General features: G+C 60.0%; 16 protein-coding genes. 4 read left to right on the top strand and 12 right to left on the bottom strand.

Annotation, left to right across the window (positions count from 1 at the left end):
- Nucleotides 1-22: 22 nt before the first annotated feature.
- Nucleotides 23-1,357, bottom strand: coding sequence for a dicarboxylate/amino acid:cation symporter (locus KW849_RS02490; protein WP_218427333.1), 1,335 nt, complete (start codon nt 1,355-1,357; stop codon nt 23-25).
- Nucleotides 1,358-1,695: 338 nt separating this feature from the next.
- On the opposite strand from KW849_RS02490, the gene KW849_RS02485 reads away from it, so the two are divergent.
- The gene (locus KW849_RS02485; RefSeq protein ID WP_218427331.1) at nt 1,696-2,694 is read left to right on the top strand and encodes an AraC family transcriptional regulator; all 999 of its coding nucleotides are present in this window, start codon (nt 1,696-1,698) and stop codon (nt 2,692-2,694) included.
- A 138-nt stretch (nt 2,695-2,832) separates the two neighbouring features.
- Here the strand turns inward: KW849_RS02485 and KW849_RS02480 are convergent, their stop codons facing one another.
- The 3 genes from KW849_RS02480 to KW849_RS02470 form a co-directional block, all read right to left on the bottom strand.
- Nucleotides 2,833-4,179 (bottom strand): ATP-binding protein, encoded by a 1,347-nt coding sequence (locus KW849_RS02480; RefSeq protein WP_218427329.1) that lies wholly within the window; start codon nt 4,177-4,179, stop codon nt 2,833-2,835.
- Nucleotides 4,176-4,853: a response regulator transcription factor gene (locus KW849_RS02475; protein WP_102669958.1), complete on the bottom strand. Its 678-nt coding sequence runs from the start codon at nt 4,851-4,853 to the stop codon at nt 4,176-4,178. Before KW849_RS02475 ends, KW849_RS02480 begins: the two co-directional genes overlap by 4 nt.
- A gap of 120 nt (nt 4,854-4,973) precedes the next feature.
- Nucleotides 4,974-5,576 carry a porin family protein gene (locus KW849_RS02470; protein ID WP_218427327.1) on the bottom strand — a complete coding sequence of 201 codons (603 nt, stop codon included), beginning with the start codon at nt 5,574-5,576 and terminating at the stop codon, nt 4,974-4,976.
- Between the two features lie 145 nt (nt 5,577-5,721).
- Here KW849_RS02470 and KW849_RS02465 point away from each other — a divergent pair, with 145 nt between their 5' ends.
- Nucleotides 5,722-6,513 carry a dienelactone hydrolase family protein gene (locus KW849_RS02465; protein WP_218427325.1) on the top strand — a complete coding sequence of 264 codons (792 nt, stop codon included), beginning with the start codon at nt 5,722-5,724 and terminating at the stop codon, nt 6,511-6,513.
- Between the two features lie 195 nt (nt 6,514-6,708).
- Nucleotides 6,709-7,434, top strand: a complete 726-nt coding sequence (locus KW849_RS02460) for a 4'-phosphopantetheinyl transferase (protein WP_218427323.1) — start codon at nt 6,709-6,711, stop codon at nt 7,432-7,434.
- A gap of 126 nt (nt 7,435-7,560) precedes the next feature.
- Here the strand turns inward: KW849_RS02460 and KW849_RS02455 are convergent, their stop codons facing one another.
- Both KW849_RS02455 and KW849_RS02450 read right to left on the bottom strand, forming a co-directional pair.
- Nucleotides 7,561-9,171: an ATP-binding protein gene (locus KW849_RS02455; RefSeq protein ID WP_218427321.1), complete on the bottom strand. Its 1,611-nt coding sequence runs from the start codon at nt 9,169-9,171 to the stop codon at nt 7,561-7,563.
- Complete coding sequence (locus KW849_RS02450) at nt 9,168-9,890, bottom strand: response regulator (protein WP_218427319.1); 723 nt, start codon at nt 9,888-9,890, stop codon at nt 9,168-9,170. Before KW849_RS02450 ends, KW849_RS02455 begins: the two co-directional genes overlap by 4 nt.
- 741 nt (nt 9,891-10,631) lie before the next feature.
- On the opposite strand from KW849_RS02450, the gene KW849_RS02445 reads away from it, so the two are divergent.
- Nucleotides 10,632-13,526: a ribonucleoside-diphosphate reductase subunit alpha gene (locus KW849_RS02445; RefSeq protein ID WP_218427316.1), complete on the top strand. Its 2,895-nt coding sequence runs from the start codon at nt 10,632-10,634 to the stop codon at nt 13,524-13,526.
- 258 nt (nt 13,527-13,784) lie between these two features.
- Here KW849_RS02445 and flgE read toward each other — a convergent pair whose 3' ends face one another.
- The 6 genes from flgE to KW849_RS02415 all read right to left on the bottom strand — a co-directional run bounded on the left by flgE (nt 13,785) and on the right by KW849_RS02415 (nt 18,887).
- Complete coding sequence (gene flgE, locus KW849_RS02440; protein WP_218427314.1) at nt 13,785-15,116, bottom strand: flagellar hook protein FlgE; 1,332 nt, start codon at nt 15,114-15,116, stop codon at nt 13,785-13,787.
- A 31-nt stretch (nt 15,117-15,147) separates the two neighbouring features.
- Nucleotides 15,148-15,870: a flagellar hook assembly protein FlgD gene (gene flgD, locus KW849_RS02435; RefSeq protein WP_218427312.1), complete on the bottom strand. Its 723-nt coding sequence runs from the start codon at nt 15,868-15,870 to the stop codon at nt 15,148-15,150.
- 15 nt (nt 15,871-15,885) lie between these two features.
- Nucleotides 15,886-16,329 (bottom strand): flagellar basal body rod protein FlgC, encoded by a 444-nt coding sequence (gene flgC, locus KW849_RS02430; protein ID WP_007980123.1) that lies wholly within the window; start codon nt 16,327-16,329, stop codon nt 15,886-15,888.
- Nucleotides 16,330-16,332: 3 nt separating this feature from the next.
- Nucleotides 16,333-16,740, bottom strand: a complete 408-nt coding sequence (flgB, locus tag KW849_RS02425; protein WP_008051530.1) for a flagellar basal body rod protein FlgB — start codon at nt 16,738-16,740, stop codon at nt 16,333-16,335.
- 341 nt (nt 16,741-17,081) lie between these two features.
- Nucleotides 17,082-17,909, bottom strand: coding sequence for a protein-glutamate O-methyltransferase CheR (gene cheR, locus KW849_RS02420; protein WP_108215260.1), 828 nt, complete (start codon nt 17,907-17,909; stop codon nt 17,082-17,084).
- 12 nt (nt 17,910-17,921) lie between these two features.
- Nucleotides 17,922-18,887 (bottom strand): chemotaxis protein CheV, encoded by a 966-nt coding sequence (locus KW849_RS02415; protein WP_218427310.1) that lies wholly within the window; start codon nt 18,885-18,887, stop codon nt 17,922-17,924.
- Between the last annotated feature and the right edge of the window lie 32 nt (nt 18,888-18,919).

The raw sequence follows: 18,919 nt of genomic DNA, 5'->3' as shown, positions 1-18,919 counted from the left end.
GGGTTTTTCATCAGGACAAGGCTTACTTGGCGTTAACCGGGGCTACCTCTTCGACGTGGCCCAGAACATCGTCTTTAGGCTCGTCGGCGATGCCGCGACCGCCCGAGGCCAGTTCGGCTTGCAGCACGTCGGTGTCCAGTTCCTTGACCCACTTGGCTACAACGACAGTGGCAACGGCGTTGCCGATCAGGTTGGTCAGGGCGCGTGCTTCGGACATGAAGCGGTCGATGCCGAGAATCAGCGCCAGGCCGGCAACCGGCAGGTGGCCCACGGCGGACAGCGTTGCAGCCAGTACGATGAAACCGCTACCGGTCACGCCCGCAGCGCCTTTGGAGGACAGCAGCAACACCACCAGCAGGGTGATCTGGTGCGTGATGTCCATGTGGGTGTCGGTTGCCTGGGCAATGAACACCGCGGCCATGGTCAGGTAGATGGCGGTACCGTCGAGGTTGAACGAGTAGCCGGTCGGGATCACCAGGCCTACCACGGATTTCTTCGCGCCCAGACGCTCCATCTTGATCAGCATACGTGGCAGCACCGATTCCGAAGAAGAAGTACCGAGCACGATCAGCAGTTCTTCACGGATGTAGCGGATCATCTTCAGCACGCTGAAGCCATGCATGCGAGCGATGGAGCCCAGCACGATCAGGATGAACAGCAGGCAAGTGATGTAGAAGCAGGCCATCAGTTGACCCAGTTGCACCAGCGAGCCGACACCGTAGGCACCGATGGTGAAGGACATGGCACCGAAAGCACCGAGCGGCGCGAGCTTCATGATCATGTTGATGATGTTGAACATCACATGGGCGAAGCGATCGATGAAGTCCAGCAGCGGCTTGCCGTAGGCACCCAGGCGATGCAGGGCGAAACCGAAGATCACCGAGAACATCAGCACTTGCAGGATGTCGCCCGTGGCGAATGCGCCAACGATGGTAGCCGGGATCACGTTGAGGAGGAAGCCGATGACACTTTGATCAGCGCCAGCCGCTACGTAGGTAGCGACTTTGGAGGCATCCAGGGTGCTTACGTCGATGTGCATGCCAGCACCTGGCTGCACGACGTTGACCACGACCAGCCCCACCAGCAAAGCGATGGTCGAAACGATTTCAAAGTAAAGGAGTGCGTAACCGCCAGTCTTGCCGACCGCTTTCATGTCCTGCATGCCGGCGATTCCGCTGACGACGGTGCAGAAGATGATAGGGGCGATGATCATTTTGATCAGTTTGATGAACCCGTCACCCAGTGGCTTAACCGCCACACCAAGCTGTGGGTAGAAGTGACCGAGCGCGATACCGATGACAATTGCAACGATCACCTGGAAATACAGGGATTTGTACAGTGGCTGACGAGTCGTCATTGCAAAGTTCCTCAAGGGTGCCCGGTGACAACATCCATCTGTTGCCCGCAACACCGCAATTGCGAACCCTCCTGCACTGGAGGGATTTGTTTTTTCGAGCTGCGCAACGGCAGGCATCTGCACGCTGTATCGCAAGGCCCGTGCCACCTTCCGTAAAACCCCTGCAAGCCTGTTGATATCCGGGGCTGCAGCGATTCCCCTGACACCGAACGGTTACACGCATGTGGCGGATTTCCGCCCTTCCATTAAAAGTCGTCCTGCTATTTGGCGGATATCCGCCCTGTTCATGCCCACGGTGCGCAGCTAACATCCGTCGATCAACGGTCAGACCTGCTGCCATGCGCGAACGCACCATCGCCAGTCATTTCGCCCGCGCCGCCCTTGGTGGTGCGCGTCGGCACGGCTACGACTATTGCGCCGTGCTACAACAACTGGGGATCAGCCCCGAGTTGCTGGACGAGCCCCGGGCACGCATCGCGCCTGAGCAATTCACCCAACTGATCCAGGCGTTATGGCTGGCGCTGGACGACGAGTACCTGGGGTTCGGGCAAGCCCCAAGCAGGCCGGGCAGCTTCGCGATGATGTGCCATGCCGTGATTCACTGTCGCAACCTGGATAAGGCACTCCATCGTGGCTTATTGTTTTATAGCCTATTCCCCGGGGCTCCGCGCTTGACCCTGAGCCGAGAAGATGAATGGGTGCGCCTGAGCCTGGACGATTCGCAACTCTGGGACCCGGACCATTTCCTCAGCGAAAGCCTGCTGGTGATCTGGCACCGTTTCGGCAGCTGGCTGATCGGCCAGCGCATTCGCCTGGAACAGGCCTCGTTCAGCTACCCCCGGCCCGAACACGGCGCCGAGTACGACCTGTTGTTTTCCTGTCCGCTTGAGTTTTCCAGGCCCCAGAGCAGCCTGTTGTTTCACAGCCGCTACCTGGCCATGCCGCTGTTGCAGGACGAACGCACCCTCAGGCATTTCCTCGAGCGCTCCCCCGCCGACCTGCTCTCGCGTCCGGATGACGGCGACAGTTTGAGCAGCCGCCTGCGGCGCTTGCTCAGTCGCGACAGTTCACGCTGGCCCGACCTGGAAGCCGTGGCCGCCCACCTGCACATCAGCCCGCAGACCTTGCGCCGACATTTGCGGGAAGAGGGTTCGAGCTTTCAGGAATTGAAGGACCAGCTGCGCCGGGACATCGCGATTTATCACCTGAGCCGCGCTGACCTGTCGTTGCAACAGATCGCCGAGCAGCTGGGGTTTTCCGAACCGTCGGCGTTTCACCGGGCGTTCAAGAAGTGGACGGGGCTGACACCGGGGGCTTATCGGGCGCAGGAACACTGAGGTTCAAGGTTCAGCTACCGGGTGAGCGCACTGGCCCCATCGCGAGCAGGTTCGCTCCTACAGGGGACCACATTTTCCTTGGGCACATGATCAACTGTGGGAGCGAGCTTGCTCGCGATGGCGTCCGATAAAACACCACTAAACCACCGGAAAAAGAATCCGGAACGCCGCACCGCCCATCGGTGAATCGCCCAAGGTCAGCTTGGCGCTGTAGCTCTCGATGATGTCCTTGACCACCGCCAGGCCGATGCCCTGCCCCGGGTGCTGGCGATCCAGGCGCTCTCCGCGCTCGAGAATCCGTGCGCGCTGATTTTGTGGTACGCCGGGGCCGTCGTCCTCGACACACAACTCGGTGCCGCTGAGAGTTTCACGCACACTGATACGTATTTCGCCCAGGCACAGGCGATAGGCGTTTTCCAGCAAATTGCCCATCATCTCCAATAGAGCGCCTTGTTCGATCGGTACGTAACACGGGTCGGGCAAATCGAACGCGACGTGCACGCGCTTGTCGCGATAGACCTTGTCCAGTGTGTCGCACAGGCTTTTCAGTACCGGGTGCAAGCGCACCTGATGACGTACCAGACCGCTTTTGCGCAGGCTGGCGCGCTGCAATTGGTAGCTGATCTGCTGGCTCATGCGTTCGATCTGGGCTTGCAGCACCCAGGCCTGATCGCGATCCTCAGGACGCTGGGCCAGGTCTTCACTGACGCCTTGCAACACCGCCAACGGCGTTTTCAGGCTATGGGCCAGGTCATCGAGGGAATCACGGTAGCGACTGCGCTGCTCACGCTCACTGTAAAGCAAACGGTTGAGAGAACCGGTCAGGCGCAGCAACTCCCGGGGATGTTCCTCACTGAGGCTTTCACGGGTGCCACCTTCGATCTGGTCCAGTTCCTGGCTCAAGCGCCGCAATGCCTGCAAGCCCCAGGTCAGGCCGATCCACAGCAACGCCAGCAGCACCAGCAGTGCCGCGCCAAAACCCAGATAAAGATTTTCCCGCAGGCCTTCGAGGGTCAGTTCGTATTCGCGAACTGGCTGCAGCGCCACGATGCTGAAGGCCGCACTTTTGCCGCCGAGCAACTTGACCTCGACGTCGTAGACAAAGAACTCCTGGCCATTGGCTTCGCGAATCCGCGCAAACTCGTTGCCACGCCCGTCGTAGCGCGGCTTGTAATTGATCCGTTCTTCCTGGGTCGCCTTCGAACGCCAGACCAGGCGCCCTTCCCGGTTATAGATATAGCCGAGCAATCGGCTGTCGGCGAGGTTGAAGCGTTCGTCAGGCAATTGCGCCGGCATCTGCAGGCTGTTGTTCTCCACCCGGGCGGCGGAGATCAACGTGGTCACGTCCGATGCCAGACGCTGCTCGATGGAATCCTGCAACGCCAGGCTGAAGGCCCCCTGCATCGCCGGCAGCAGCGCCAGCATGAACAAAACCGCCAACAGCGTGGCGGCGAGCATCAAGCGAATGCGTAGCGAGCGGATCAAGTGCAACGCTCATTGAACAGGTAGCCCAGGCCGCGCACGGTGTCGATCGGTTTGAACCCGCCCGGCCCCTCCAGTTTGCGGCGCAGACGGCCGACCAGCACCTCGATCACATTCGGATCGCGCTCGTCGTCATCCGGGTAGAGTTGTTCCATCAAACGGTCCTTGGGCACCACTTGCTGGTGATGGCGCATCAGGTATTCGAGGATGCGGTACTCGTACGCGGTCAGTGCCAGCGGCTGTTCATCGAGGGACGCCTGCTTGCGGTTCAGATCCAGCAGCAACGGGCCAGCGACAATGGTCGACTGGGTGAAACCGCTGGAGCGGCGCAGCAAGGCATTCAGGCGGGCCTCCAGTTCTTCGAACTGAAACGGCTTGACCACGTAATCGTCGGCGCCGGCGGCCAGGCCTTCGACCTTGTCCTGCCAGTTGCCGCGCGCGGTGAGGATCAGGATCGGGAAGGTCTTGCCACTTGAGCGCAACTGGCGGATCAGGTCGAGGCCACTCATGCCCGGCAGTCCGAGGTCGATCACCGCCAGGTCAAAGTTGAACTGCGCGGTCTGGTACAGCGCCTCCTCGGCGTTGGCCACGGACTCGACCACGTGGCCGCTCTCCGTCAGGCGGGTTTGCAGGTGATGACGCAGCAGCGCTTCATCTTCGACGACCAGCAGTTTCATAACGCTCTCCCGGGCAAATCAACATCTCCAGAGGCGCAACGTCGCACCTCGATTGCTAACATGGCAACGCCGGATCAACCATTACGGTTGATCCGGCGCAGGCTGCTCACGAAACGCTTGTCAAAAAGCGTAGTTGGCGGACAGGTAAGTCTGGGCGCTGCTGGTCAGGTCCAGCGAACCCTGCTTGCTGCCACCGCGCTCACTCATCTCGGTGCTGGCGTTAGTGCGCAGGTAACGGTAACCCAGTTCCACCGAGGTTTTCTGCGTAACCTGTTGCAGCACACCCACCTGCCCACCGATGGCATAACCGATATTGCTGTCGCGGCTGAAGCCTGGCGACTCCTGAGTCATTTTGGTCAGGCCGGCCGTGGCGCCACCGAACAATTTGGTGCTGCCGCCCACCGGGTAGAACAGATCGTAGCTGCCCAGGAGGTTTTCCTGACGCAGTTTAATGCCATTGTGCGAGCCCGACACGTTGTCGTAGGTGGCGTAGTACCGGCCCTTGGTGTTTTGCTGGCCCAGACGAACACCCCAGGTAGTGTCCTTGCCGATCACGCCATCGGCGTTGGGGTGATTAAGGTTGTCGTTCAGGGCGTGGGACTTTTTGACCTTGTCGCTGGTCTGTCCAAGAGTAAGGCTGGCGAAGTTGTCGTCGGACGCGAAGGCTGCAGTGCTTGCGCCCAGAACCGTGATTGCCAGAAGCAGTTTTTTGAATCCAGTCATTGGGGAGTTTCCTCATGTGCCGTTTGTTTTTTGGGTACGGGGCAAGGTTACGCACTGCGCCCTGAACTCCCCCTGAACGCACTCTGAACCTGGGCTGAACCGTCCCTTCCCGATGTTTCGACAGTTTTCAACAGGAGATCCGACCATGCGCATGTTCTTCGCCGTCCTCCTACTGGCCTTGAGCGGGCTCAGCCAGGCCGCCATCCAGACCCGGGAAATCCCCTACCAAAGTGCCGATGGCACGAAAATGATCGGCTATTACGCTTATGACGATGCCATCAAGGGCCCGCGCCCCGGGGTCGTGGTGGTGCATGAGTTCTGGGGCCTGAACGACTACGCCAAGCGTCGCGCCCGGGATCTCGCCGGCCTGGGCTACAGCGCCTTGGCCATTGACATGTACGGCGACGGCAAAAATACCGAGCACCCCAAAGACGCCATGGCGTTCATGCAAGCCGTGACAAAAGACAGTGCCGTGTCGAGCGCGAGGTTTCAGGCCGGGCTCGACCTGCTGAAAAAACAACCGCAAACCGATCCGCATAAAATCGCCGCCATCGGCTACTGCTTCGGTGGTGGCGTGGTGCTCAATGCCGCAAGACAGGGTGTGCCATTGGCAGGCGTGGTGAGTTTCCATGGCGCGCTGGCGACCAATACACCGGCAACGCCAGGCAGCGTCAAGGCGAAGATCCTGGTGGAACACGGGGCGCTGGACAGCATCGTCACCCCGGAAAACATCACGGCTTTCAAGAGCGAGATGGACAAGGCCGGCGCCGACTACCAATTCGTCAGCCTCGACGGCGCCAGGCACGGCTTCACCAACCCGGATGCCGACCGGTTAAGCCATGGCGATCATGGCGGGCCGGACATCGGCTACAACAAGGCCGCGGATGAAAAGTCGTGGGCGGACATGCAGGCGTTTTTCAAGAAGATCTTTGGTTGACACCTTGCTCTGTGGCGAGGGGGCTTGCCCCCGTTGGGTGGCGAAGCCACCCCAAACCCTGCAACTGCAATCCGGCAGACACACCGTGTTCGCCGGATTAACGACTGCTTCGCAGCCGAACGGGGGCAAGCCCCCTCGCCACAAAAGCCACGCCGCCACTACCCAGTCTTGGTGCTTAACGGCAAAATGCCCGACATGAATTCAGCCCCCGCCCTGCCCGCCTGCTGCACGCCCCTCGATGACCATTGGCCGCTGCCGTTTGTGCTGCCCGATACGGTCCTGTTGAGTACTCACTTCGATAGCGCTCAACTGACCAGCGATGATTTTCAGCGCAGCGCCGTCGAAGCGCCGGCGAGCATCCAGCGCTCGGTCGCCAAACGGCAGGCGGAGTTTCTCGCCGGACGGGTGTGTGCCCGGGCCGCGTTACAGCGGCTTGAAGGTTTGAGCTTCATTCCGGCCATCGGTGAAGACCGGGCACCGGTCTGGCCTGCTCATATCACTGGCTCGATCACCCACAGCACTGGCCGGGCCTCGGCGATCGTGGCGAACAAAAGCCATTGGCGCGGCCTGGGCATGGATCTGGAAAACCTGCTCAATGCCGAACGGGCCGAACGTCTGGCCGGGGAAATCCTCAATCCGCCGGAGCTACAACGCATGGCGGCAGGTGGTCACGATCAACGGGCATTGCTGGTCACTCTGACCTTCTCGGTCAAGGAAAGCCTGTTCAAGGCGCTCTATCCGATCGTTCAGCAACGCTTTTATTTCGAACACGCCGAAGTGCTGGAGTGGCGTGAGTCGGGTGAGGTGCGGTTGCGACTGCTCACTGATTTGTCCAGCGAATGGCGCAACGGCACAGAGCTGGATGCGCAGTTCGGGGTCAAGGATGGGCAGTTGTTGAGTCTGGTCAGCATCAAGGCCTGAGGTTTATTGGCGCCTGTCAGGCCGCCATCGCGAGCAGGTTCGCTCCTACAGGGATTTGTGGCGTGACATAGATCCAGTGTGGGAGCGAGCCTGCTCGCGATGGGGCCGCAACAGACAACACAAGGCTCAACGTTTCTCCTGATTACGCGGCCAGCTCAGACTGAAACAGGCCCCACCCAAACTTTTACTCTTACTGATCAACGCCCGCCCGTCATGCCAATGGATGATTCGCCGCACGATCGACAACCCCAATCCATGCCCGCCTGACGCCCGGGTGCGGCTGTCGTCGAGTCGCAGGAACGGCGTGAAGATCTTCTCCCACGCCGACTCCGGCACACCCGGCCCGTCATCCTCGATATCCACCCGGCATCGCTGCTGCCCCACCTGATAACTGATAGTCACCCGTGATTGCGCATGGCGCATGGCATTGCTCACCAGATTCTGGATCGCCCGATGCAGATATCGCGGTTCGGCTTCAACCCAGGCATCGTCGTTATCGGCGGCCGACAGGCACAACCCCCGCTGTACCGTGACGTCGGCGCGCAACGGCGCCAGCTCTTCGATCACTTGATTGACCAAGGCATCCAGATCGATCCGCTGAAAGTTCAGCGCCGGCGAACCCTGTTCGAGCCGCGCATAGGTCAGCATCTCATCGACCAGCCGGTCTAGGTCCTCGATGTCGTGATCCATGCCCTGGCAGTATTTTTCCAGGGCTTGCGGCGTGGTGGCCGAGCCAATCATCTCCAGGCCAAAGCGCAGGCGCGCCACCGGCGTGCGCAATTCGTGGGACACCGCGCGCACCAGTTCGCGCTGAATCGCCAGCAACTGCTGCAAGTGCTCGGCCATGCCGTTGAACGCCGAGGCCAGCCGCCCCACAGAGTCCGCGCCGCGCGCCGGCACGCGGGTTTCCAGGCTGCCCTTGGCGATGCGCGTGGCGGCGGCCTCCAGGCCACGCAAGCGTCGCTCCAACTGACGCACCAGCAGATAGACGATCAAGCCGATCAGCGTCAGGCCCAGCGCAGCAATCAGCACCAGCCATTCCGGCGGATAAGGATTCATCTGATACAACGGGCCGATTTCCAGGACCCACGGCGTGCCGACCATGCCGGCAAATACCCGGATTGAATCGCCGCCCTTGCCCAGCGCCATCACCGTGTCGCCCTCGGACACCCGGCGACGCTGGTCTTCGTCCATGTCCGCCTCGTCAACCGTGACCAGACGCAGGTCGAAACCGAAGCCCTTGTCCTGCTTCAATTGCGCCAGGCGCATGGGCTGGTCGGCGACCGGGGTGCGCACCAGTTCATCGGTCAACAGGTAGATGGTCGCCCGGGCCAGTTGCTCGCTGATCTGCTGCACTTCCCCGGTGAGCATCAATTGTTCCTTGTCGCTGACCAGCTTGTACACCTTCGCCGCATGCGGGCCGGTCTGTTCCACCAATGCCTGGCCGCGCAACACACGGGTGCGCTGGGTCAGGTCGAGGTCGGTCTCGGCAAAGTTTTTCAGCGCCAGAGGAATGCCCAGCAGCCGCTCCCACACCAGCAAGGCCCGGTGGCGCTCGGTCTGGTTCATCGGTTGCAGGTTGTCGGCCATCAGCGTGAATGTGCCGTGGGCCAGGCGCTCGCGGTATTGCTCGCTGCGCACCTGATTGAGCAGGTGCAACGCCAGCACACCGAGCACCGCCACCAGAATCAGCGCAGCACACATGCCACCATAGATACGCAGGAAGATCGAGTTCACAGGGTCTGGTCTACGCAAGCCTCGGGAACGAACAGATAGCCTTTGCTGCGCACGGTCTTGATCAGCCGTGGATGCTCCGGGTCATCGCCGATCTTCGGGCGGATGCGTGAGATGCGCACATCGATGGAGCGGTCCTGACCGTCATAGCCGATGCCCCGCAGCGCGGTGAAGATCTCTTCCCGGGACAGAATGCGCCCGGCATTGGCCACCAACAGCCAGAGCAAGTCGAATTCGGCGCTCGTCAACTCGATGCCGTTGCCCTGCAACCAGGCTTCGCGCAAGGCGTTGTCGACGATCAACGGGCCGAACTGTAGACGCCGCTGTTTTTCCGGGGCGACTTCGGGTGCTTCACTGCGACGCAGCAGGGCCTGGATGCGCGCCAGCAACAGACGCGGGCGTACCGGCTTGCAGACGTAGTCATCAGCGCCGAGGTCCAGGCCAAGAATCTGATCAGTGTCATCGGTGCGGGCGGTGAGCATCAGGATCGGACCGTCATAGCGGGTGCGGACTTTGCGGCAAATGCTCAGGCCATCTTCGCCGGGGAGCATCAGGTCGAGGATCACCAGGTCCGGTTGTTCCTTGATGATGCGGTTCGCAGCGAGCGCACCATCGCCTTCGATCGAAACACGCAGGCCATTGGCTTCCAGGTAATCGCGGGTCAGTTCAGCCAGTCGCTGGTCGTCCTCCACAATCAATACCTGCCAGGCTTCTTGCTCCACGGGTGACCTCTACTTGCCAGAAACACTCATAAGGAAGGATCCGCCCGTCTTTTTGTAATGATTCGGGGGGACAAATATGTATACACGCTGGGCCGATTGTATAAACGCCGCCCGTCGAGAACACAAGCGGGTAAATGCGTTCGGAGGACGCGGTTTTTTGTGATAGGGTTCGCGCCCTTAAAAATCCGCCGAAGCATTTTCGATCATTGAAAAATGCTGAAAAAAGGTCCGGTCCAGCAAGGTCGCGGCCTACACGCCGGTTCCCTCTTTCACACACAATTTACGCACAGGTTTATCCACAGGCAGTACGTTGCAATCGCCCCCCAAAACGCATTATCTTGTAGCCCGGCGCTAAAAAAACCCTAGATGTAGGGTTTTGCGCTAAAAAACCAAACACAAACCAGACACCAATTTCAAGCGCTTTTATTGCCTCTGTCCGGTTGAACCATACGTATTTTCGAAAGACCAAACCGCGCATGCGGATGGCTACTGTATTTCGGCCCCGAGTGGTGAAAACGGTACGGGTGTTGCAGTCCCAACTGTCACCTGCAATGGACCAAGGTTTCAGGCCCAAGGCGTGAGACCAAAGACTTCGGCATGGAAGCGGCGCTCGATAAAGCCCCCTTCCTACTGTCCCGAAGTCGTTATGCCCGGCGCTCGCCGGTTGTAGTGCTTCAGGACGGAACGGTGGGCACCGTGATGGTGCCCAAACAAACATAGAGAATGTGGAGACACTCCCCCATGCAAACCGACACAACTCGCGAGAACCCGCAGGGCACCTTGCCGCAGGCCGCTGATTCGAATTCGGATCTGTCCGCCACCGCGCCTGGCCAACTGCGCGTGATCAAGCGTAACGGCACTGTCGTTCCCTACACCGATGACAAGATCACCGTCGCCATCACCAAAGCGTTCCTCGCAGTTGAAGGCGGCACCGCTGCTGCCTCGTCGCGAATCCACGACACCGTTGCCCGCCTGACCGAACAGGTCACCGCGACCTTCAAGCGTCGCATGCCATCGGGCGGCACTATCCACATCGAAGAAATCCAGGACCAGGTCGAACTGGCCCTGATGCGTGCCGGCGAGCAGAAAGTCGCTCGCGACTACGTGATCTACCGTGACGGTCGCTCGAAAGAACGCGCTGCCCACGCACCGGCCGAGGAAGCGGTCAACGCTCACCCGTCGATCCGCATCACCCGTGCCGACGGCAGCCTGGCGCCGCTGGACATGGGCCGCCTGAACACCATCGTCACCGAAGCGTGCGAAGGCCTGGAAGAAGTCGACGGCGACCTGATCCAGCGCGAAACCCTGAAGAACCTGTACGACGGCGTGGCCCTGAACGACGTCAACACCGCCCTGGTGATGACTGCCCGTACCCTGGTTGAACGCGAGCCGAACTACTCGTTCGTGACCGCGCGCCTGCTGATGGACACCTTGCGCGGCGAAGGCCTGGGCTTCCTCGGTGTGGCCGAGAGCGCCACCCACCACGAAATGGTCGACCTGTACGCCAAGGCGCTGCCGGCCTACATCGCCAAAGGTATCGAGTTCGAACTGCTGAACCCTGTGCTGGCCACCTTCGACCTGGAAAAACTGGGCAAGGCGATCAACCACGAGCGCGACCAGCAATTCACCTACCTGGGCCTGCAGACCCTGTACGACCGTTACTTCATCCACAAGGATGGCGTGCGTTTCGAACTGCCGCAGATCTTCTTCATGCGCGTGGCCATGGGCCTGGCAATCGAAGAGAAGCACAAAGAAGACCGCGCGATCGAGTTCTACAACCTGCTGTCGTCCTTCGACTACATGGCTTCGACTCCGACCCTGTTCAACGCCGGTACCCTGCGTCCACAGCTGTCGAGCTGCTACCTGACCACCGTGCCGGATGACCTGTCGGGCATCTACCACGCGATCCACGACAACGCCATGCTGTCGAAATTCGCTGGCGGCCTGGGCAACGACTGGACGCCGGTGCGTGCGCTGGGTTCGTACATCAAGGGCACCAACGGCAAATCCCAGGGCGTCGTGCCGTTCCTGAAAGTAGTGAACGACACCGCCGTCGCCGTTAACCAGGGTGGCAAGCGCAAGGGCGCTGTGTGTGCCTACCTGGAAACCTGGCACATGGACATCGAAGAGTTCATCGAGCTGCGCAAGAACACCGGTGATGACCGTCGTCGTACCCACGACATGAACACCGCCAACTGGATCCCGGACCTGTTCATGAAGCGCGTCTTCGATGACGGCAAGTGGACCCTGTTCTCGCCGTCCGAAGTACCGGACCTGCACGACCTGACCGGCAAGGCCTTCGAAGAGCGCTACGAGTACTACGAAGCCCTGACCGAGTACCCGGGCAAGGTCAAGCTGTTCAAGACCATCCAGGCCAAAGACCTGTGGCGCAAGATGCTGTCCATGCTGTTCGAAACCGGCCACCCATGGCTGACCTTCAAAGACCCGTGCAACCTGCGCAGCCCGCAGCAGCACGTCGGCGTGGTCCACAGCTCGAACCTGTGCACCGAGATCACCTTGAACACCAACAAGGACGAGATCGCCGTTTGCAACCTGGGCTCGATCAACCTGCCGAACCACATCGTGGGCGGCAAGCTGGACACCACCAAGCTGCAACGCACCGTGAACACCGCCGTGCGCATGCTCGATAACGTGATCGACATCAACTACTACTCGGTGCCGCAAGCGAAGAACTCCAACTTCAAGCACCGTCCGGTCGGTTTGGGCATCATGGGCTTCCAGGATGCGCTGTACCTGCAGCACATCCCTTACGGTTCCGACGCTGCCGTCGAGTTCGCCGACAAGTCGATGGAAGCGGTCAGCTACTACGCGATCCAGGCGTCCTGCGACCTGGCCGACGAGCGCGGTTCATACGAGACGTTCCAGGGTTCGCTGTGGTCCAAAGGCATCCTGCCGCTGGATTCGCAACAGATCCTGATCGAGTCCCGTGGCCAGAAGTACATCGATGTCGACCTGAACGAATCCCTGGACTGGGCACCGGTTCGCGCCCGTGTACAGAAAGGCATTCGTAACTCGAACATCATGGCCATCGCACCGACCGCGACCATCGCCAACATCACTGGCGTTTCGCAGTCGATCGAACCGACCTACCAGAACCTCTATGTGAAATCGAACCTGTCGGGCGAATTCACCGTGATCAACCCGTATCTGGTTCGCGACCTGAAGGCTCGCGGTCTGTGGGATTCGGTCATGATCAACGACCTGAAGTACTACGACGGTTCGGTGCAGCAGATCGAGCGCATTCCGCAAGAACTCAAAGAGCTCTACGCAACCGCGTTCGAAGTGGACACCAAGTGGATCGTCGACGCGGCCAGCCGTCGTCAGAAGTGGATCGACCAGGCTCAGTCGCTGAACCTGTACATCGCTGGCGCTTCAGGCAAGAAGCTCGACGTGACCTACCGCATGGCCTGGTACCGTGGTCTGAAAACCACTTACTACCTCCGTGCCCTGGCCGCGACCAGCACCGAGAAGTCGACCATCAACACCGGCAAGCTGAACGCTGTTTCCAGCGGCGGCAACCACGGTGACGACTCGGTCCTGGCAGCGCCTGCCGGTCCTGCTCCAGTACCAAAGGCTTGCGCCATCGACGAGCCGGATTGCGAAGCTTGCCAATAAGCTGAGCCGGTAAGCGTCGCAAGGCGCTTACTCGAAACCCCCGATCAGCCTCTGGCGGGTCGGGGGTTTTCTTTTGCCTGTCTGTAGGAGCGAGCTTGCTCGCGATGGTCTTGAGGGCGCCGCGTGTATCCAGACAACACGCGTTATCGTTGACGACCATCGCGAGCAATCGAGCGTCGACCGGCTGCTCCTACAGGTTTTCGCCAGGCACAAAAAAGCCCCTCTGATAAGGGGCTCCTTGCACAGCACAATCCAACATCAAGTCATCTGAATGATGGTCTGCATGATGGTGCTCTGGGTGGAGATGGTCTTGGCGTTAGCCTGGTAGTTGCTCTGCGCCTTGATCAGGTCGACCAGCTCGTTGGTCAGGTTGACGTTGGACTCCTCCAGGGAGTTGGAAACGACTGAACCCAGGGTGCCGGTCTCCGGCGCATCGTAGCCCGGGATGCCCGACGCGTAGGTTTCTTTCCAGCTGGTGCCGCCTACCGGCTGCAGGCCTTGTTCGTTGGTGAAGCTGGCCAGGGAGATCTGGCCGATCGGCTTGGTCTGGTTGTTGCTGAAGTTGGCCAGCAGCACACCGCTGCCGTCGATGGTCAGGTTGGTGATCTGGCCAGTGGCGTAACCGTTCTGTGCCGGAATCGAACGCGCGGTGTCGGCGTTGAACTGGGTAGTGTTGGCCATGGCGATGGTCAATCCGGCCGGATCGGCTGCGGCGCCGTTGGCTGTCCAGACGCCATTGGTGACACTGCCCGGGGTCCAGTTGGTGATTTTCAGGTCACTGCTGATCACCGAAGTCGGTGGCGTGGTTGGCGGCGTTACCGGCGTGCTGACCGAAGTCAGTTTGCCGGTGGAATCGAACGACATGGTCGAAGCAACCGGAGCGGTAACGGTAGGATCACTGCCATCCGGGTTGCGACCATCGATCAGCGTGTAGGTGTCCCACGTATTCGCCCCAGTCTTGACCATGTATTGATCCATGGTGTGCTGGTTACCCTGGGTATCGAAAATCGGGGTGCTGAACGATTTGGTAAAGGTCTCGGTCTTGGACGGGTCGAACTTGTTCGCCGCAACCGTCTGGTCGATCACCGCCGAGGTGGAGTTCAGGTTGATCGTCGACGACACGGTGCTGGTGGATTTCGGTGCCAGGTTGGAGGTGTCGATCCGCAGGTCGGTCAGCACGCCATTGACGATCTTGCCGTTGGAGTCCACACCGTAACCTTGCAGGCGGGCCGTACCGTCGCTGTTGGTGACGTAGCCTTCCTTGTCGGTCTTGAACGTCCCGGCACGGCTGTAGGTCAGCGAACCGTTGTTGCTCAGGACGAAGAAACCATTGCCCTGGATACCCATGTCGAGCACGTTACCGGTGTTGCTTATGTCACCCTGGCCGAACTGCTGGGAAACGTTGGACAAGCGCACGCCGTTGCCGACAGTCTTGCTGCCGGTGCCCAGGCGGGTCGCCGAGTACACGTCTTCGAATTCTGCACGTGACGATTTGAAACCGGTGGTCGCGACGTTGGCGATGTTGTTGCCGGTCACGTCCAGTTGTTTATTGGCTGCATAGAGACCGCTAAGGCCGATATTGAAAGACATCATCCACTCCTTTGTGCCGTGTTAGTCGGCTCTACATACCAATGGTTTGTACTTTGGACAGGGCGACGCTGCCCAGTCCGGCCAGGTTGAGCATCAACTCACCGCCGGTCTGGCTGATGGTCACGCTGTTGACGGTCGCGGGCAGGTTGGTGATCAACGCGACGGACTGGCCATCGATCGTACTCGTTGCGCCGAAGGTGTAAGTGCCCGCAGGTACCGTCTCACCCGCATTGTTCTTACCGTCCCAGATGAAGCTGGCGTTGCCGGCCTTCTGCGAACCGAGGTCGATGGTGCGCACGGTCTTGCCGTCGGCGTCGGTGATCTTCAGGGTGGCGGACGCCACCGAAGACGGAACCACCACCGTGCCACTGAGGCTCTTGGTGGTATCGACCACAGCCTTGTCGCCCGGCGCGATGACCGAACGGCCCACCAGCGACGATGCCTGCAAGGCCTGGGACGAGTTGTAGTTGCTGGCCAGGCCGCTCACGGTGTTGTTGAGCGTGGTGATGCCTTCCAGGCTGCTGAACTGCGCCAACTGGGCCACGAACGCGCCGTTGTCCTGAGGTTCCAGCGGGTTCTGGTTTTTCAGCTGGGTCACCAGCAACTGCAGGAACGCATCCTTGCCCAGGGCTTGGTTGCCCGTGGCGTTGCCGGTTGCCGACGCGAGGCCGTCAGTCGTGGTGTTGGTCTTGATCGAGGAATTGGCCAGGATGTCGTTGAGGCTCAAACCGCTGGTGGAATCGGTAACACTCATCTGAGTCGTCCCTTATCACTGACCGAGGGTCAGGACCTTCTGCATCATGGTTTTGGCGGTGTTCATCATTTCGGCGTTGGTCTGGAACGACCGGCTCGCGGAAATCATGTCGGCCATTTCTTCCACCACGTTGACGTTCGGGTAGTAGACGTAGCCCTTGGCATCGGCCGCCGGATGGTTCGGCTCGTAGCGCGCCTCGAGGTTGCTCTGGTCTTCGACCACACCCAGCACCTGCACGCCTTGACCGGCGGCATCCTGGCTCTGGAACAGCGAGTCGCTGCCGCCGCTCTGGCCGCCCTGGAACATGGTGGCGAATACCGGGTGACGCGCGCGGTAGGTCTGGTCGATGCTCGACGAAACCGTCTCGGCGTTGGCGATGTTCGAAGCGACGGTGTTCAAACGCGTGGTCTGGGCACTCATGCCGCTACCGGCAATGTTGAAAACACTGGATAGAGACATGGCTTACTCTCCGCGCAGGGCTGATACCAGCCCTTTGAATTTGCTGTTGAGCAGGGTGAAGCTGGCCTGGAAGCCGATCGCGTTTTCCGCGTAGTTCGACTGTTCCAGCTGGGCGTCCACGGTGTTCTGGTCGATCGACGGTTGCATCGGCGTGCGATACAGCAACGACTCGTCGCCATTGCCCAGGCCTTCAGCTTCGATGTGACGGCTGTTGGTCATGTTCAAGGCGAAGGTGCCGCTTTTGGTTTTCTCGTTCTGCTCGGCGAGCACTTTCGAGAAGTCCAGGTCCCGAGCCTTGTAGTTCGGGGTATCGGCGTTGGCGATGTTGTTGGCCAGGACTTCGGCACGCTGGGCGCGGAAGCCCAGGGCTTGTTCGTGGATACCGAGCGCTTTATCGAAGCTGATGCTCATGTCGGGAAACCTTCGGGTGACCTGATTTTTCGTAGGATCAACTTAGCAAGCCCCATGCCAATTCAAAAAAGCCCGGAAACCGGGGCTTTGCCGGCCATGGCAACGCGGCAATGCCAGAAAAGCGGCAACGGTTTTCCGCCGCATGCCGCTTTTCTGCCGCTTGTCCTACGCAACACGTCCCCCTCTGTAGGAGCTGCCGAAGGCTGCGATCTTTTGATCTTGATCTTCAAATCCAAAATCAAAAGATCGCAGCCTTCGGCAGCTCCTACCGTGATGCAAAAGTGCCTGGCATAAAAAAGGAGCCCCGAAGGGCTCCCGTTTTTTATGCCTGGCGCTTTGCATCACTTCGCCTGGTAAATGATCCCCGGGCTGCACTGGACCATCTGGTAATGATCCGGCAACCCGTTCAGCGCTTCGGAAGCGCCGAGGAACAGGTAACCGCCCCGCTTCAACGTGCTGTGGATGCGCAGCAGGATGTCCTTCTTCACCTCGGCGGAGAAGTAGATCAACACGTTGCGGCAGAACACAATGTCGAACTTGCCGAGGCTCGCGTAGCTGTCCAGCAGGTTGAAGGAACGGAATTCCACCCGGCTCTTGATCGGCGCCTTGATCGCCCAGCGTCCCGGCCCTTTCGGGTCGAAATAACGCTGCAGACGCTCAGGCGACAGACCGCGGCCGATGGCCAGGCTGTCGTACTCGCCGGTCTTGCAGTTGTTCAGCATGGTGCCGGACAGGTCGGTGGCAACGATCTGCACGCCCATCCTCAACTGGCCCATGTTGACCCGCTCGAACTCGTCGATGGACATCGACAGCGAATAGGGTTCCTGGCCCGACGAGCACGCCGCCGACCAGATGCGCAGGCGCTGGCCGGGACTGGCCTTGATCGCTTCGGGCAGTACCTTGTTCTTCAGGACTTCAAACGGGTAGGTGTCTCGAAACCACAGGGTTTCGTTGGTGGTCATGGCATCCACCACCTGCTCGCGCAAACCGCTGCGCGGTTGCGTCTGCATGCGCTGAACCAGCTCACCCAAAGACTTGATGCCTTGCTGTTCCATCAGTTTGTTGAGACGGCTGGAGACCAGGTACTGCTTGTTTTCACCGAGCAAAATGCCACAGGCTTTTTCCAGGAATACCCGGAACTGTTCGAAATCCAAATTACCCGTAGACAATGATGCCGCCTCTTAAATCGTGTTGACTGCCAGGGGCGCAGGCCCCTGGCTGATATCTGCTGCCTTGATCCGGTCGACTACCCGGGATGCCAGGTCATCGGGACGGAATTTGGCCAGGAAGTCATCGGCACCGACCTTCTTGACCATCGCCTGATTGAATACCCCCGACAACGAAGTATGCAGGATGATATGAAGCTTTTGCATGCGCGGGTCGTTGCGGATTTCCGCCGTCAGGGTGTACCCGTCCATCTCCGGCATCTCGATGTCGGAGATCATCATCAGGAACTCTTCTTCCGGCTTCTTGCCCTCGTCGACCAGTTTGCGCAGATAGTCCAGCGCTTGCCGACCGTCGTTCAACGCCACCACTTCGACGCCGACCGTTTGCAGGCAACGCGTGACCTGCTTGCGCGCCACCGACGAGTCATCGACCGTCAGCACGCGCAATGAAAGCGCCTTGTGCCGGGTTTCGACATCCACCACACCCACGGAAATCGCTTCCGGCGTCGGCGCCACTTCTGCCAGCACTTTCTCGACGTCGATGATTTCGACCAACTGATTGTCGACCCGCGTCACCGCCGTCAGGTAGTGATCGCGCCCGGTGCCCTTGGGCGGCGGATGGATCTCCTCCCAGTTCATGTTGACGATGCGTTCCACCGAGCGAACCAGGAAACCCTGGGTCTTGGTGTTGTACTCCGTGATGATCACGAAGGGATTGTGCTTGTCCTTCAACGCACCGGAGCCGGTCGCCATCGCCAGATCAAGGATCGGAATGGTCGCCCCCCGGATGTTCGCCACGCCGCACACGACAGGACTGGACTTGGGCATCAGCGTCAGTTTGGGGCATTGCAGCACCTCCCGAACCTTGAACACGTTGATCCCGTACAGCTGCTGGCCGTCGAGACGGAACAACAACAGCTCAAGGCGATTCTGCCCCACCAGTTGCGTGCGCTGGTTTACCGAATCCATTACACCCGCCATGCCCAGACTCCTACACCAACGCCAAGTGTTGT

It is taken from the genome of Pseudomonas sp. PDM26 (assembly GCF_019219185.1).
Lineage (GTDB): Bacteria > Pseudomonadota > Gammaproteobacteria > Pseudomonadales > Pseudomonadaceae > Aquipseudomonas.
This window is presented reverse-complemented; position numbering and strand designations above follow the sequence as displayed.